Raw genomic sequence first — 15,331 nt, 5'->3', positions numbered from 1 at the left:
TCAGTCAGCTTCGCTGACAGCTCCCCTTAAAGGGGAGCCTTTTTTATCGCTGGAGTGCCGATTCGATCAGCGCTGCTACGCCCGGCAGGCTCCCCATGACCTCCGCATTCTGGAAGCGCACCACCCGAATCCCCGCCCCACCCAGCACCCGCGACCGTTCGGCATCGTACGCCTGGGCCTCCGCGCCGTCATGACTGCGACCGTCCAGCTCGACGCACAACCGCACGGACGGCGCGTAGAAATCCAGAATGAATCCCAGCAGCGGCACCTGCCGACGGAACTTCACAGGATGCGACCGCAGCAGATCGAACCACAACCGGCGCTCAGCAGGCGTCAGGGCGTTCCGCAACTCCCGCGCACGCGGCACAAGTGTTCTGGTGTAAGTGTCCCGCATGGCGCAAGGCTAACCCCTCCGCCCCCTTCGGGGGCACCTCCCCTCAAGGGGAGGCAGAAAGAAAAAGGCTCCCCTTGAGGGGAGCTGTCAGCGAAGCTGACTGAGGGGTTCTCCGCAAGCGGAGGGGTCGCCCGCAATTACGCCCGCATGCCCCCGCCTTGCTGTTTGTTCATCCAGGCGGGGGGTTTGGGTGCGAAGCGGCCGAGGATGGTCTGCTGGTCGTAGGCGAGGTAGGCGTCGGCCCAGGGGAAGGTGTGGTTGAGGACGCGGATGGCTTCAGGGCTGCCCATGCCGTGGTCGAGCTGGTAGATCACGAATTGTTCGGGGGTTTCCAGGCGGAGGTAGGTGGGCATGCTGCCGGCGTGTTCGTCGAGGACGCTCTGGAATTCGCCGATGGCGTCGGGGCTGGCGGTTTCGAGGTCGATGGTGACGTACATGACTTTGGGGACTTCGGCGAGTTGTTCGATGCTGACGAGTTCCTCGGCGATGGCGCGCAGGCCGCCGTCCTCGGATTCGAGTTCGACGATGACGAGGGCGGGGGTGTCGTTGACGAGTTTGTCCTGGATGCGGTCGTAGGCGCGGGAGAAGGCGACGAGTTCGGTCTGGCCGCTCTCGTCGGCGAGGATGAAGCGGGCCATCATGCCGCCACTCTTGGTGGGTTTCTTGACGACGCTCTCGACCATGCCGGCCAGGACGGCCTTGATGCGTTTGCCGGGGGCGACGTTCTGCGTCTGGAACCAGGTGTCCAGGTCGGAGATGCGGCAGCTGGCGGCCTCGCGCAGGCCTTCGTGCTGTTCGAGGGGGTGGCCGCTGATGTACAGGCCCAGGGCGTCTTTCTCGATGCTGAGGCGTTCCAGGTCGGTGAAGGGGGGGATGCCGGTGCGCAGCGGGCGTTCCTTTTTGACTTCTTCCAGGCCGAACATCATGCTCATGCCGGTCTGGGCTTTGGCATTGATGTCGGCGGTGCCGGCGGCGTCTTCGAGGGCGTCCTCGAGGCTGTGCATGAGCTGGTTGCGTTCGCCGAACTGGTCGAAGGCGCCGCTCTTGATCAGGCTTTCAAGGGCCTTGCGGTTGCAGACCTTGTTGCCCAGGCGTGAGCAGAAGTCCGCGAGGCTCTTGTAGCGGCCGGCGCGTTCGCGTTCCTCCAGGATTTTCAGGACGGCGCCCTCGCCCAGGCCCTTGATGGCGTACAGACCGAACAGGATTTCCTCGCCCTGCACGGCGAAGTCGGCGGCCGAGCGGTTGATGTCGGGCGGCAGGACGTGCACGTCCATCTTGCGGGCGTCGCTGATGTACTCGGCGACCTTGTCGCTGTCCTTGCGTTCGACGGTCAGCAGGGCCGCCATGAACTCGACGGGGTAGTTCGCCTTGAGCCACGCGGTCTGGTACGTGATCACGCCGTACGCGGCGCTGTGGCTGTTGTGCACGATCAGGTCGTTCGCGACGAAGTTGTGCGTGCCGGGCACTTCCAGATCGTAGGTCTGCGCCTCGCCTGCCGGGTCGATGGCAGTGATGGTGTCCCAGTACAGGTCGTCCGAGCATGCGTCCTGCAGCGCGGGTTCCTCGAAGAAGTCAGCCAGGGTCTGGATGGTGGCGCGGCGGAAACCTTTCTTGTGGGCCTTGGGCGCGCCGTAGAACTCCTTGGTGCACACGCCGGTACGGGCCTCGATCTCGCGCCAGCCCAGGCCGCTGGCGTTCTTGGCGGCCTGCACGCGGGTCTTGACGCTGGCCGGCAGGGTGTCGATGGTCTCGCGGTGGGGTGGGGTGAAGGCGTAGTAGGCGCGCAGGGCGTCCAGTTGCTCGTCGCGGCCCACGATGTGTGGCGCGATGACGGTTAGGAACTGGTCGATGGAGCGCCGCCCGACCAGATGCACGGTGTACCCGGTGCGCCCCCCCACGTCGTCGCCGCGGCTGTACGTGAAGTGCTTGCGCGTGACCTTGCCGACCATGCCCAGCCGCAGCAGCACGTGCGCCAAGTCGTCAGCGAGCGCGCGGGAGGACGTGGCGGCATACGGAGTGGTGTTGCCCACGCCGTACAGGAACCCGTCGCCCGACCAGTAGCGGCCCAGCAGCACGGCCAGCGAGGCATTGTTCAGTCGGAATGCCGCAGCAGGCAGGGCCTTGTCCACAGCGTTCACGTCCACCATGTTCAGGTCTTCGAGCCACAGGCGCACGCCCGACTTGCCACCCGCACTTCCCCTGACGCCGCTGCCCAGGTACACGTCGTGCACGTTCTGGCGTTCCGGGCGCACCTTCACGGTGGGGTGAGTGTTCGGGAAAGCTGAAGCCAGCGCGACCATGTCAGCCACCTGCGCCTCGCTCTGCGAGTACAGATACGCGCCGTGCGGGTGGCAGGTGTTGCCCTCAGCCAGAATCCAGCCCAGCAGCCCGGCCTGGTACTCGGGCCAGACTTCCGTGCCCAGTTCCGGCAGACGGGCGGGCGCGGCGATCCGGTCGCCGGGCGTCAGGTCTTCCACGTTCCGCCAGCCGTCGAGCGTCAACAGCGGGTGGTTGCCGGTGGCCGTCAGTTCGCGGCCCAGGGCGGTCTGCACGCGGAACACGGGCTTCACGCCGTTGTCGAAGAACTGCCCGGTGGGGCGCAGTTCCAGCCGGTACGCGCCGTTCACGCTGGGAAGCTCCACCGGTCGGCCCTCGCGGTACAGGTCGTCGATGCGCCGCAGCTCTCCGCCCACCACGGGTACGCGCGTGTCGCCCGTCAAGCACTTGTTGAAGCCGTAGTTGGCGAACGCGTCGAGCAGGTCGAACAGGCGGTTGCCCTCGTCTCTGGGCACGCCGTTCTTCTCGGCGCCCTCGACGAAGATCTGCCGCTGGCGTTTCATCTCCTCGGCGTCTTTTTTGCCCATGGCGCGGCGCAGCAGGTCGGCGCCGCCCAGGGAGAAGCCGGCGACCTCGCTGGCGATCTGCATGATCTGTTCCTGGTAGACGGGAATGCCGTACGTTTCGGCCAGGATCTTCTCCAGGTACCGGGCGCTGGTGGGGAAGCCGTCCCGGACGTAATCCACCTCTTCCAGGCCGTGGTGGCGGCGGACGTAGGTGGGGATGTTCTCCATCGGGCCGGGGCGGTACAGGGCCGAGAGGGCGATGATGTCGGCCAGTCGGCGGGGTTTGAGGCGCCTGGAGGCGTCGGCGATGCCGGCGCCTTCGAGCTGGAAGACGCCCTTGGTGTCGCCCCGGCTCATCAGGTCGTACGTGATCCGGTCGTCGAAGGGGATGGCGTCGAAGTCGATGTCGACGTTCTTGGATTCGCGCATGATGCGCCGCGCCTCGTCGAGGAACGACAGGGTGCGCAGGCCCAGGAAGTCCATCTTGATCAGGCCGATGTCCTCGACGGCTTTCATGTCGTACTGGCAGACCATGCCCGCGCCGCTGGTGTCGCGCATGACGGGCACGAGGTCCGTGAGTTTGTCGCGGCCGATGACCACGCCGGCCGCGTGGACGCTGGCGTGGCGGGTGAGGCCCTCGAGTTTCTGCGCGAACTCGTACGCTTCGAGCAGCTGGGCGTCCTCGTTGAGCATCTGGGCGATGTCGGGCACGCTCTCGCGGGCCTGTTCGAGGCTGTAGCTCTTGCCGAACTTGATGGGAATGAGCTTGCTGACCTTGTCGACCTTGGCGTACTCGAGGCCCATGACGCGCGCCACGTCCTTCAGGCAGGCCTTGGACGCCATGGTTCCGAAGGTGGCGATCTGCGCGACCCGGTCCTCACCGTACTTGTCCTGCACGTACTGGATGACCTCGACGCGGCGGGCGTCGTTGAAGTCGATGTCGAAGTCCGGCATGGAGATACGGTCGGGGTTCAGGAATCGCTCGAACAGCAACTCGAATTCCAGGGGATCGAGGTTCGTGATGCGCATGGCATACGCGACCAGCGAGCCTGCGCCCGATCCACGCCCCGGCCCCACGCTGATGTCCTGATCCTTCGCCCAGTTGATGTAATCCGCGACGATCAGGAAGTAGTCGGGGAACCCCATGTTGTTGATGACCGACAGTTCGTACTCGGCGCGGCGCAGGATCACCAGCGCGTGCTGGTGGTGGCCGCGCGTACTCTCCTCATGCTCGTCGGGGGTCAGTTCGATGCTGGTGTCGCTGCTGTTCTGGCGGGCGCGGCGGCAGTCCTCGTGCGCGTAGGCGGGCAGCGTGCCCTCCCCGGCTTCGGCTTCCATGAGTTCCAGTGCGGGGTAGGGAGTGTACTTCTCGCCGGCGGCCTTGCCGCGCGCTTCCCACTCGCTGCCGCAGAAGGCCAGCAGCGTGAACAGCGTTTCCAGGTCGCAGGTCTGCGGGTTGCAGTTCCCGGCGCGGGCCAGCACGCGGGCGGCGTCGCCCCCCAGCGCGGTCAGGCTGCGGGCGGCGTAATCACGCAGCAGCCCTTCCGTGGCGTGCGCCGGGTAGCGTTTCACGGTGCCCCGGTACGTCTGCACGCGCAGTTCCTCGGACATGGTGCGGCCCTCGGGGATGGGCAGGGCGGGCATCTGGTACACGCGTTTCTTGCCGACCGGCAGTTCCACGTTGCACAGGTCCGCGATCAGGGCGGTATTGTCGAAGACTTCCTCGCCCCACTCGCCCACGGGCAGCGCGGCCTGCATCTCCTCGAGGTTCTTGACGTAGAACTCGTCGCAGGGGAACTTGAAGCGGTTCTCGTCGGCCAGGGTGGCTTTCGTCTGGATGGCCAGCAGCGTCTCGTGCGCAGTCGCGTCGGTCTTCTTGACGTAGTGACCGTCGTTCGTGGCGACCATCCCGATGCCCAGTTCGTTCGCCCAGGCTTTCAGGATGGGGTTGTTCTTCTTCTGCTCGGGCAGCCCGTGATCCTGAATCTCGATGAAGTAGTTCTCGCCGAACAGTTCGCGGTACCACATCAGGCGCTTCTTGGCGTCGTCCTCGCGGCCCTGGAGGAGGAGTTGCTGCACCTCGCTGCCCAGGCAGCCGGACATGGCGATCACGCCCGCGTGATGCTCGCGCAGCAGTTCGTGGTCGATGCGGGGCTTGTAGTAGTACCCCTCGGTGTACCCGCGGCTGCTCAGGCGGCAGAGGTTCTGGTAGCCCTCGAAATCACGGGCCAGCAGCGTCAGGTGAAAGATGCCCTTCTCGCCGTCCTGCCCGCGCGTCCGGTCGCGGCGGGTGCCCTCGCCCGGCACGACGTACGCCTCGTACCCGATGATCGGCTTGACGCCCATCCCGGTCGCGTAGTTGTAGAAATGCACCGCGCCGTGCATGTTCCCGTGGTCCGTCATCGCCAGCGCCGGGGTCTGCCCTTCCGGCGTGACCTCCTTGGCCCACTTGAGCAGGTCCTTCAGTTTCGCCGCGCCGTCCAGCAGGCTGTACTGCGTGTGCTGGTGCAGGTGCGCGAAACGCTTGGGTTTGCAGCAGGAGCCGTCCGGCAGGTGAATGTGAGGCGCGGGGGCGGCGTCGGGGGCGGTCATGGCCCGAGTCTAGGGTGGGGTGGGGCGCCCTGTCAGTGACGGCCGGACTTGACGGGTGGCGGCAACCGCTTCCGCCGGATCGCGTGCCGTCGGGTGGGTCCAGGGTAAGAGTCCTGACAGGTCTGGCCGTTCACGCTGAGGTATGAGGCCGGGGCTGCTGGAATTGCGGTGGGCGTATGGACTGTTCGCACTGCTGGCCCTGGAGTCGTTTCTGCTGGCGTGGCTGGCGCCCCGCCCGGTGGTGTGGGCGCTGCTGCTGCCGGTGCTGCTCACGCTGGGCGTGGCCGCGTGGCTGGCGCCGCGTCTGGTGGCGATGCTGCGCGGACACCGGGAGTTGAAGGAGTCGTACGCGCAGGAGCTGGGGTTCGCGCGGCAGATCATGGAGACGGTCGAGCATGGGCTGACCGTGTCGGACGAGGACGGGCGGTTCGTGTACGTGAACCCGGCGTACGCGCGGATGCTGGGCCTGACGCCCGAGCAGGTGGTGGGCCGCTCGCCGTTCGAGTGGACGCTGCCGGAGGATCAGGAGCGCCTGCGGCAGGCGCGCGCCCGGCGGCTGAGCGGTGAGAGTTCGTCGTACATGACGCGGCTGCGCCGGGCGGACGGGTCGCTGATCTCGGTGGTGATCTCGGGGTCGCCGCGCTGGCAGGGCGGGCGGATCGTGGGGAACGTGGCGGCGGTGGTCGCGGTGGGGCAGCTGGAGACGGGGCAACTGGAGACCGAGCAACCGTAACCGCGGGGGCTGTAAACGAGGGCCGCGCGGCCTGCTGTACAGGCGGTCGCGCGTGGGTGTGGTGTGAATGCTGAGGCGGGTGGAGGGTGGGCGTTGCATCACCACTTAAACTTGAGCGTACTGCACTCAACTCTATTGACACTCCGAAACTGTGGCCCTATGATGGGCGCAGATCAGAACTGCTGCCCCCGTGGCGGCAAATCCCCACACTTCACACCATCAACACAGGAGCTCCCATGCCCAAAGCAGTCGGAATCGACCTTGGTACCACCAACTCCGTTATCTCCGTCATGGAAGGCGGCCGCCCCGAAGTCATCGTGAACGCCGAGGGCGCGCGCACCACGCCCAGCGTCGTCGCGTACAAGGGCGACGAGCGCCTCGTGGGCCAGATCGCGCGCCGTCAGGCCGCCCTGAACCCCGCCGCCACGCTGTTCGAAGTCAAGCGCTTCATCGGCCGCCGCTGGGACGAGATAAAGGAAGAAGCGGGCCGCAGCCCCTTCACCGTCAAGGAAGGCCCCGGCGGCAGCGTGCGCATTGAAGTGAACGGCCAGGACCTCGCGCCCGAGCAGGTCAGCGCCGAGGTGCTGCGTAAACTCGTGAACGACGCCAGCGCCAAACTGGGCGAGAAGATCAAGGACGTGGTCATCACCGTGCCCGCCTACTTCGACAACAGCCAGCGCGAGGCCACCAAGCAGGCCGGTGAGATCGCGGGTCTGAACGTGCTGCGCGTCATCAACGAACCCACCGCCGCTGCGCTCGCCTACGGCCTGGAGCGCAAGGGGAACGAGACCGTGCTGGTCTTCGACCTGGGGGGCGGCACCTTCGACGTAACAATTCTCGAACTGGGCGACGGCGTGTTCGAAGTGAAATCCACCAGCGGCGACACCCACCTGGGCGGGGCGGACTTCGACCAGCGCATCGTGGACTGGCTGGCCACCGAGTTCCAGAAGGACAACAGCTTCGACCTGCGCAAGGACAAGCAGGCCCTCCAGCGCCTGATCGAGGCCGCCGAGAAGGCCAAGATCGAACTGAGCAACGCGACCGAAACCTCGATCAGCCTGCCGTTCATCACCTTCGACCCGGAAACCCGCACCCCCATGCACCTGGAGCGCACCCTGAGCCGCGCCAAGTTCGAGGAGATCACCAGCGACCTGCTGCGCCGCGTGCGTAAGCCCGTCGAGCAGGCCCTCGCCGACGCGAAACTGGACGCGAGCAAGATCGACGAAGTGATCCTGGTGGGCGGCAGCACCCGCATCCCGGCCGTCAAGCGCATCGTGCAGGAACTGATCGGCAAGACCCCCAACGAGTCCGTGAACCCTGACGAGGCCGTCGCGCTGGGCGCCGCCGTGCAGGCCGGGATCATCCAGGGCGACTCCAGCCTGGGCGACATCGTGCTGGTCGACGTGACCCCGCTGACGCTGGGCGTGGAAGTCAAGGGCGGCATGATCGCCCCCATGATCACCCGCAACACCACGGTCCCCGCCAAGAAGACCGAGATCTACACCACCGCCGAGAACAACCAGCCGGGCGTGGAGATCAACGTGCTGCAGGGTGAGCGCCCCATGGCCGCCGACAACAAGAGCCTGGGCCGTTTCAAGCTCGAAGGCATTCCGCCCATGCGGGCCGGTCAGGCGCAGATCGAGGTGACCTTCGACATCGACGCGAACGGCATCCTGCACGTGACCGCCAAGGAGAAGACCAGCGGCAAGGAGTCCAGCATCCGCATCGAGAACACCACCACCCTCGACAAGAGCGACGTGGAGCGCATGGTGCAGGAAGCCGAGCAGAACGCCGCTGCCGACAAGCTGCGCCGTGAGAAGGTCGAGAAGCGCAACAACCTCGACTCGCTGCGCGTGCAGGCCACCTCGCAGATCGAGGAGAACGAGGGCGCCGCGCAGGCCGCCAAGGACAAGCTGAAGGCCGCCGCCGACGAGGCCGAGGAAGCCATCCGCAGCGACGACGACGCCCGCATCGACGCTGCCCAGAAGAACCTGGAAGAGGAACTGCGCGCCTTCATGACCGCCGCGCAGGGCCAGGGTCAGGCGCAGGGCGACGACACCGTCAACCTGGGCAAGGACAAGCAGGACGACGACGTGATCGACGCGGACTTCAAACCCGCCGAGTAACCCCCCTTCCCTCCTTCCAGGGGGAGGCGAGGGCCGGGCGAGGCGGCCGCCCACCAGCATCAACATCCACGGGAGAGGACGGCCGCCACGCCTCCTCTCCCCCTTTTCTTTCATCCTTCATTCCCCCCAGGAACGCCCGGCAGCCCGTAAGCTGAGCGGAATGTTCCGCAAGAGAGGCCCCAAGATGACCGACGACCAGCACAAACCCGCCCCCGAGGCCACCGAGACCGATACCCACACGAAAACCGTCAGTGAGGACGGCCTGGACATCCCCGACATCGAAACCGACAACCTGCAGGAAGACCTGGAAACCGAGTTCCCCGGCCTGGACGGCATGGACGAGAACATGTTCGGTCAGGTGCAGGAGATGATGGCGAAACTCGGCCGCGCCGACGAACTGGAGAAGGAGAACGCCGACCTGAAGGGCCGTCTGGCCCGGCTGGCCGCCGACTTCGAGAACTACCGCCGCCGCACCCAGGAAGACGTCTCTGCCGCGCAGGGCCAGGGCATAAGCAAGGCCGCCGAGGCGCTGATGCCGGTGTACGACGACATGGACCGCGCCGTGACCATGGGCGCCGCCGAGCCCGCCAAACTGATTCCCGGCATGCAGGCCGTGCAGGGCAAGATCCTGACCGTGTTCGCGGGCCTGGGCCTGGAAGCGACCGGGAAGGAAGGCGAGGCCTTCGACCCGCAGTGGCACGAGGCGCTTCAGGTCGTGCCGGGCGACGAGGACGACGTGATCGTGCAGGTGTACCAGCTGGGCTTCCGCATGGGCGACCGCCTCGTGCGCCCCGCCCGCGTCGTCGTGAGCAAGAAGGGCTGAGGGGGAAACGGTGATGGTTGACCCAGAAGACAAGACGGCGTCGGCTGAGGCCCCTGCGACTCCATCAACCGTCACCCGTTCACCCTCCGGCGACCCGCTGCATGGGGTGACGCTCGCCATGATCGTCGAGCGGCTGCACGAGGCGTACGGCTGGGACGAACTGGCCCGGATGGTCCCGGTCCGCTGCTTTCAGTTCGATCCGAGCGTCCAGAGCAGCCTGAAGTTCCTGCGGCGCACGCCGTGGGCGCGGGCGAAGGTCGAGGCGCTGTACCGCGACCTCGTGACCACCTGAACCGCCCTGCCCTGACCTCACTGAGCTGAACCCACGGAGCTGAACCCACTGGGCTGAACCCACCGTCCTCATTCGCCTGAAGGAGGCGCACATGGCTTACAAGGATTACTACGACGTGCTCGGCGTCTCCCGCGGGGCGTCCGAGGCGGACATCAAGAGCGCGTACCGCAAACTCGCCAAGCAGTACCACCCGGACAAGAACGCCGGGGACGAGAAGGCCGCCGAGCGGTTCAAGGAGATCGGCGAGGCGTACGCCGTCCTCTCCGACCCCGAGAAACGGCAGGTATTCGACCAGTTCGGGCACACCGGGCAGGTCCCGCCCGGCTACGGCGGCCCCGGCGCGGGCGGCGGGTTTCAGGGCGGGGACTTCTCGGGCTTCGATCCGGGACAGTTCAGTGATTTCTTCCAGGGACTGTTCGGGCAGACCGGGCGGCGCGGCGGCGCGGGCCAGGGCTTTCCGGGCGGCGCGCAGGTCAACCTGGAAGACCTGCTGGGCGGCGGCGGGATGGGCGGCGGGCGGCGCTTCGTGCAGAACGTGGAAGGCGAATTGCAGGTCACGCTGGCCGAGGCGTTCAGCGGTTCGGACGAGGTCATCAACGTGGACGGCAAACGCCTGAGCCTGCGCGTCCCGGCCGGCACGCGCGACGGCGCCCGCCTGCGACTGGCCGGGCAGGGACCGGGCGGCGGGGACGTCCTGCTGACCATCCGAGTGCTGGAAGACGCCCGCTTCGAACTGGACGGCGACCACCTGACCACCAGCGTGGACGTGCCCGCCCCCGTCGCGGCGCTGGGCGGAGACGTGACCGTGCAGACCCTGGGCGGCAAGGGCAACCTGAGCGTACCCCCAGGCAGCAGCGGCGGCCGGCGTATGCGGCTGCGCGGTCAGGGCTGGCCAAAGAAGGACGGCACGCGCGGCGACCTGTACGTGCGCCTGAACGTGACCGTGCCCGCCACCCTGAGCGACGAGCAGAAGGACCTGTACCGCCGACTGCGCGACCTGGGGTAAATCCTGAACGGATACGGGAGGAGCCCGACTCCCTTCCCGCATGACTGCTGGCCGTTCGCCCTCTCCCCTTGCGGGAGAGGGAGGGAGGAGCGGAGCGACGGAAGGGTGATACGGACTCCGATTGAATGGGCTGCAAAGCCCGTTCAATCCGAGCGGAGCGAGTAGAAGAAAAACGGGTTCCGGACGTGGAGCTGGCAGATCGGTGGTGTTCCGATCTGTCAGCGAAACAAACGGAATCCGTATGAGGGGGCCACCGGGCGGCCCGGAATGACTTGAATTCAGTGCAGCCCCCTATGCGAAGCCCCCCGGCTCATCAGCTCCGGGGGGCTTCCTGCGTTTCAGGGTTACTGCCCGGTCTGTTCGATCATCTGATCGCTGAGCGTCCACAGGCGGCGGGCGCTGTCAGCGTCGAGCGCGTGGGGTCTGTACCCGAACAGCGGACTGGGGTTCGCCTCGTCCAGCGGAGTGCTCTGTTGCAGGTCCTCCAGGAACAGGCCGCCCACGCCGTCCAGTTCGGGGGCGGTGGCAGCCCACACGCTGGTGCTGGCCCCCTGGGCAGGGGTTTTGAAGGCGGGGTTGGGCACGCCGTTCTCGTCGATCCAGCCCCGGCGCTGCGCCTCGCCTTCCGGCATGTGCTTTTGCAGGCCGGTCATGATGCCTCCGGGGTGAACGGCGTTTGCGGTGACGCCCTGCGGGCCGTAGCGGCGGTTCAGTTCGACGGCGAACAGGGCGTTGGCGGTCTTGCTCTGCCCGTATGCCTGCCAGGGATCGTAGGGAGTGGTCTGGAAGTTCGGGTCGTCCCAGCGGATGTCGCTGAGGCGGTGCGCGCTGCTGCTCAGGGACACCACGCGGGCGGGCGCGGCGGCCAGCAGGGCCGGCATCAGCAGGCGGGTCAGCTGGAAGTGACCCAGGTGATTCGTACCGAACTGCGTCTCGAAGCCGTCGGCGGTCAGGCCCTGCGGGGTGGCCATGACGCCCGCGTTGTTGATCAGGATGTGAATGCGGGGTGCGGCGGCCAGGATTGCCGCCGCCGCCTGCCGCACCGAGGCGAGCGACCCAAGATCCAGGTGAAGGACGTGCACATCGCTGTTCCCGGTCTCCTGGGCGAGATCGCGGGCGACCTGCTCGCCGCGCGCCGTGTCGCGCACCGGCATGATCACCCGCGCGCCGGCGCTCAGGAGGGCACGAACCGTTTCCACCCCCAGACCGGACGCCGCGCCGGTCACGACGGCGGTGCGGCCATGTAGATCAGTGTGTGCGAGGACGGTGGTGGCGTCGGCGCGGGGGGCCAGTGGGCTCTTGATCGGAGTCATGCCCTCACCGTAGACCTCCGGGGGCGTGCGAGGGCAAGGGCGCCCACGCCAATCAAGGAACAGTGAAGGGGCACGCCGGGCAAGGGCGCGCCCCTCCTGCGGGTGCGGCGTTCAGATGGTGGGCTGGCTGATGCCCTGCAACGCCTGCTCGTCCGCGCCGGAATGCGTGCGCGTGGCGAGGTCCGCGAGGCTCACGATGCCGACCACCCGGCCTTCCCGCGTGACCGGCAGGCGGCGCAACTGCCGCTGTGCCATCTCTTGGGCCGCCTCCGCTACGTCAGCAGCGGCGTCGAGGGTGAACACGTTGCCGGTGGCGTAATCGCTGGCCTCGCTGCCCAGGTCGTGCCCGTACGCCACGGCCCGCACCACGATGTCCCGGTCGGTCAGGATGCCGGCCAGGGTGTCACCGTCCATGATCAGCACGTTCCCGATGTCCTGCTCGCGCATCAGCAGGGCCACTTCCTTCAGGGTCGCGCCGCGGTCCACGGTGGTCAGGTCGCTGGTCATGATGTCACTGAGGGTCGTCATGCCCTCACCCTACGAAGTGATTCCGGCAGACGGGTGGGAATCCAGCCAAGAAACGTTGGGCCGCGCCCACCCGGTACGGGCTGGGGGGCGGGACGCCCCGATCAGCGCCCCGCCCCCAGCCGCCTGGCGGTTACTTCATCAGCCAGTCGAAGCTGGTCTTCATCAGAATGTTGCGACTGTTGGGCGTCAGGCCTTCCAGGCCGAAGCCCATGGTGACGGTGCGGTACGACCCGGCGTCGTTCGCGACGATCGCTCCGGCGTTCTCACCGGCCGACTGGGCGCTCACGCGCGGGCGGTTCTGTGCCGACTGGGTGTTCCCACCCAGAATCTGGTTCAGGACGCCGCCCAGGATGTTCGCGGCCAGACGCTCGACCAGACCGCGTGGGTCCTGCACCTTCTGCGCGGCGCGGGTGCGGTTGGGGTCCACGCGGATGCTCTGCGCCGTGATGGTCCCGGCGGTCGCGTTCGCGCTGCCCCAGCTGGCGACGGTGGCGCTGCCGCCCAGATCGGCGATCACGTCGGGGTAGTACTGGTTGGCGGCGCTGCCCGACGCGTTCAGGGTGAAGGCGGTGCTGCCGAACGCGCCACCGGTCACGAATTTCGCCTGCCCGCTGCTGTCCGCCACGAAGCGGGCTTTCAGGGTGCCGGTGTAGAAGGCGCTGGTACCGATGTCGTACCCGATGTCCTGCCCGGTGATCAGGAGGTTCCCGCCGCCCGCCACGTACTGCCGCAGCGTGTTCTGATCGGCGGCCGTGATGGTGTTCTGGTACTGCTCGCCGGTCGCCCACACGACGATGTCGGCGCGTTTCATCTCACTCAGGGGCACGGCGCCCTGCGACTGGGTGTTCCACACGAACGCCCCGCCACTGACGGCGTTGGCCTTAATGGCGTCGCGCAGCGCGGCCGTCACGTCGGGGCCCTGGCCCATGTCGTCATCGACCAGGAGGACGCGGGGTTTCTTGCCGGCGCTGGGGGCCGGAGCAGGCGTGGGGGCCGGGGCGGGCGTGGGGGCCGCGCCGCTGCCCGGACGGTCCTTGATGAAGCAGCCTTTCTTCAGGCCGGGCGCGGGGTCGCGGCCCCACTCGGCGACCGTGCAGTTGAAGCCGTCCGTGCCGACGCCGGTCAGGTACTTCCCGGCCGTGCCGAACGCCGCATCCTTCTGACCGCTGAAGTCACACTTGCTGCCCTCCAGCGCGCAGAGGGTGTAGCCGGCCGGGCCGGTCGGCGCCGGTGCGGGCGCCGGGGTCGGCGTGGGGGCAGGGGGCGGCGTCGGGGTAGGTGTGGGTGTCGGGGTGGGTGTCGGTGCAGGTGCGGGCGTGGGGGCCGGAGCCGGAGCGCCCGCGTTCACGCCGAGTTTACCCAGCGCGCCCGGCACGCTGATCAGCCCGAAGCCCGTGTTGTTGTTCTTGCTGCCCGCGTTGCTGGCGCTGGTGTACAGGGCGTTCTTGATGCCGTCCACATTGGTGCCGGGCTTGGCGGACAGCAGCAGGGCCGCCGCGCCCGCCGCGATCGGACTGGCCTGCGAGGAGCCGCTGAGCGCCCCGTACTGCCCGTTCGGGAAGGCGCTGGTGATCTCCACGCCCGGCGCGGCGATGTCGGGTTTCACGAACACGCCCTTGATGGTGCTGTTCCAGTTGACCGGCCCGCGGCTGCTGAAGCTGGCCACCTGCCCGTTGCGGTCCACGGCACCCACGCCGATGGCGTCCGGCAGGTTGCCGGGGCTGCCGGTGCTGGCCGAGGTCGGCCCGAAGTTCCCGATGGCGAACATGGGGACCACGCCCGCCTTGATCATGTTCTGCACCGGCACGATGAACTCGTCGAAGGTGCCGGGAATCCCCAGGCTCATGTTCACGATGTCGGCGCCGTCATCCGTGTCGGCATTGTTGTCCGGGTCCAGCACGTACTGCATCCCGGCGATCACCTGCGCGAAGGTGCCCTCGTTGTTCGGGAGGACCAGCGCGCTGATGACCTTGGCGCTGGGGGCCACGCCCACCGTGTCGCCCACCAGCAGGCCCGCCGTGTGCGTGCCGTGGTTGGTCGTGTCGCGGGTGGCTGCACCGTTGACGCGTTCACCCTCGCCGTTGAATTCGGCGAACGCTGCGACCTTCCCGTTCAACTGCGGGTGGCTGGCGTCGATGCCGCTGTCCAGGTGCCCGATCCTGACACCCTGTCCCTTGAATCCGGCGGCCCAGGCCTGCGGCGCGCCGATCTTCGCGAGGTGCCAGGCCTCGCCGGGCGCGGCGGCAGCGGCACTGAGGGCCACGGCGCGCTGCGGTTTGGGAATCTGCACCTTGAAGTTCTCGAACACGTCCGACACGAACGGCAGTTGTGCCATGCGGCGCGCTTCGACGGGGCTCAGGGGCAGGAAGATACTCTGGTCGAGCCAGAGGTTGGTGGCCTGTTTGACACTGCTGGCACTCACGATCCCGGCGGCCGAACCGAGCTGCGCGACGATGGTGTTCAGCTGGGCGCGCAGGTTCTTGAACTGGGCGCGGCCGCGCTCATCGTTGGGAAGGTTGAAACGGACAATCACGCCCACCTTCGTCTGGTCGCCCTTCTGCGCGCGCGCCAGCAGGGTGGGCGAGAGTCGGCCGGCGTCGGCCTGACTGAGGCCGCCCAGGGTCAGGGCCGCGCCGAGCATCATGAGATTCCGCTTCTTCATGAGGTTCAGCCTATGCGCC

Annotated in this window: 10 protein-coding genes; 5 read left to right on the top strand and 5 right to left on the bottom strand. The window is 67.5% G+C overall.

Features of this window, described 5'->3' with window-relative positions; translation table 11 throughout:
* Positions 1–43: 43 nt before the first annotated feature.
* Together BXU09_RS07715 and dnaE are read right to left on the bottom strand one after the other, a co-directional pair.
* Entirely contained in the window at positions 44–394 is a 351-nt protein-coding gene (locus BXU09_RS07715) for an endonuclease domain-containing protein (RefSeq protein ID WP_078301646.1), read from the bottom strand.
* Positions 395–531: 137 nt separating this feature from the next.
* Positions 532–5,829, bottom strand: coding sequence for a DNA polymerase III subunit alpha (gene dnaE / locus BXU09_RS07710; RefSeq protein WP_078301644.1), 5,298 nt, complete (start codon positions 5,827–5,829; stop codon positions 532–534).
* Positions 5,830–5,971: 142 nt separating this feature from the next.
* Here dnaE and BXU09_RS07705 point away from each other — a divergent pair, with 142 nt between their 5' ends.
* The 5 genes from BXU09_RS07705 (at position 5,972) to BXU09_RS07685 (ending at position 10,809) form a co-directional block, all read left to right on the top strand.
* A complete protein-coding gene (locus tag BXU09_RS07705; protein ID WP_078301642.1) occupies positions 5,972–6,562 on the top strand; it encodes a PAS domain S-box protein in 591 nt (196 codons plus the stop codon).
* A 236-nt stretch (positions 6,563–6,798) separates the two neighbouring features.
* Entirely contained in the window at positions 6,799–8,688 is a 1,890-nt protein-coding gene (dnaK, locus tag BXU09_RS07700; protein WP_078301641.1) for a molecular chaperone DnaK, read from the top strand.
* Positions 8,689–8,848: 160 nt separating this feature from the next.
* Positions 8,849–9,511: a nucleotide exchange factor GrpE gene (locus BXU09_RS07695; protein WP_240501103.1), complete on the top strand. Its 663-nt coding sequence runs from the start codon at positions 8,849–8,851 to the stop codon at positions 9,509–9,511.
* Between the two features lie 13 nt (positions 9,512–9,524).
* Positions 9,525–9,803 carry a VF530 family protein gene (locus BXU09_RS07690; RefSeq protein ID WP_078301639.1) on the top strand — a complete coding sequence of 93 codons (279 nt, stop codon included), beginning with the start codon at positions 9,525–9,527 and terminating at the stop codon, positions 9,801–9,803.
* A 91-nt stretch (positions 9,804–9,894) separates the two neighbouring features.
* Positions 9,895–10,809, top strand: a complete 915-nt coding sequence (locus tag BXU09_RS07685; protein WP_078301638.1) for a DnaJ C-terminal domain-containing protein — start codon at positions 9,895–9,897, stop codon at positions 10,807–10,809.
* Between the two features lie 344 nt (positions 10,810–11,153).
* On the opposite strand, the gene BXU09_RS07680 is transcribed toward BXU09_RS07685, so the two are convergent.
* The 3 genes from BXU09_RS07680 to BXU09_RS07670 form a co-directional block, all read right to left on the bottom strand.
* On the bottom strand, positions 11,154–12,122 hold the full coding sequence (locus tag BXU09_RS07680; protein ID WP_078301636.1) for an oxidoreductase: 969 nt from the start codon (positions 12,120–12,122) through the stop codon (positions 11,154–11,156).
* A 111-nt stretch (positions 12,123–12,233) separates the two neighbouring features.
* The gene (locus tag BXU09_RS07675) at positions 12,234–12,650 is read right to left on the bottom strand and encodes a CBS domain-containing protein (protein ID WP_078301635.1); all 417 of its coding nucleotides are present in this window, start codon (positions 12,648–12,650) and stop codon (positions 12,234–12,236) included.
* Between the two features lie 130 nt (positions 12,651–12,780).
* Positions 12,781–15,312, bottom strand: coding sequence for a S8 family serine peptidase (locus BXU09_RS07670; protein ID WP_078301633.1), 2,532 nt, complete (start codon positions 15,310–15,312; stop codon positions 12,781–12,783).
* Positions 15,313–15,331 lie beyond the last annotated feature (19 nt).

The sequence above is a fragment of the Deinococcus sp. LM3 genome, from assembly GCF_002017875.1.
Classification (GTDB): Bacteria; Deinococcota; Deinococci; order Deinococcales; family Deinococcaceae; genus Deinococcus.
This window is presented reverse-complemented; position numbering and strand designations above follow the sequence as displayed.

What these genes read in the sequence shown, in the direction of transcription:
- BXU09_RS07715 (WP_078301646.1), bottom strand. Translation starts at nt 394, where the DNA reads ATGCGGGACACTTACACCAGAACACTTGTGCCGCGTGCGCGGGAGTTG.
- BXU09_RS07685 (WP_078301638.1), top strand. Translation starts at nt 9,895, where the DNA reads ATGGCTTACAAGGATTACTACGACGTGCTCGGCGTCTCCCGCGGGGCG.
- BXU09_RS07705 (WP_078301642.1), top strand. Translation starts at nt 5,972, where the DNA reads ATGAGGCCGGGGCTGCTGGAATTGCGGTGGGCGTATGGACTGTTCGCA.
- BXU09_RS07670 (WP_078301633.1), bottom strand. Translation starts at nt 15,312, where the DNA reads ATGAAGAAGCGGAATCTCATGATGCTCGGCGCGGCCCTGACCCTGGGC.
- BXU09_RS07690 (WP_078301639.1), top strand. Translation starts at nt 9,525, where the DNA reads ATGGTTGACCCAGAAGACAAGACGGCGTCGGCTGAGGCCCCTGCGACT.
- dnaE (WP_078301644.1), bottom strand. Translation starts at nt 5,829, where the DNA reads ATGACCGCCCCCGACGCCGCCCCCGCGCCTCACATTCACCTGCCGGAC.
- BXU09_RS07695 (WP_240501103.1), top strand. Translation starts at nt 8,849, where the DNA reads ATGTTCCGCAAGAGAGGCCCCAAGATGACCGACGACCAGCACAAACCC.
- BXU09_RS07680 (WP_078301636.1), bottom strand. Translation starts at nt 12,122, where the DNA reads ATGACTCCGATCAAGAGCCCACTGGCCCCCCGCGCCGACGCCACCACC.
- BXU09_RS07675 (WP_078301635.1), bottom strand. Translation starts at nt 12,650, where the DNA reads ATGACGACCCTCAGTGACATCATGACCAGCGACCTGACCACCGTGGAC.
- dnaK (WP_078301641.1), top strand. Translation starts at nt 6,799, where the DNA reads ATGCCCAAAGCAGTCGGAATCGACCTTGGTACCACCAACTCCGTTATC.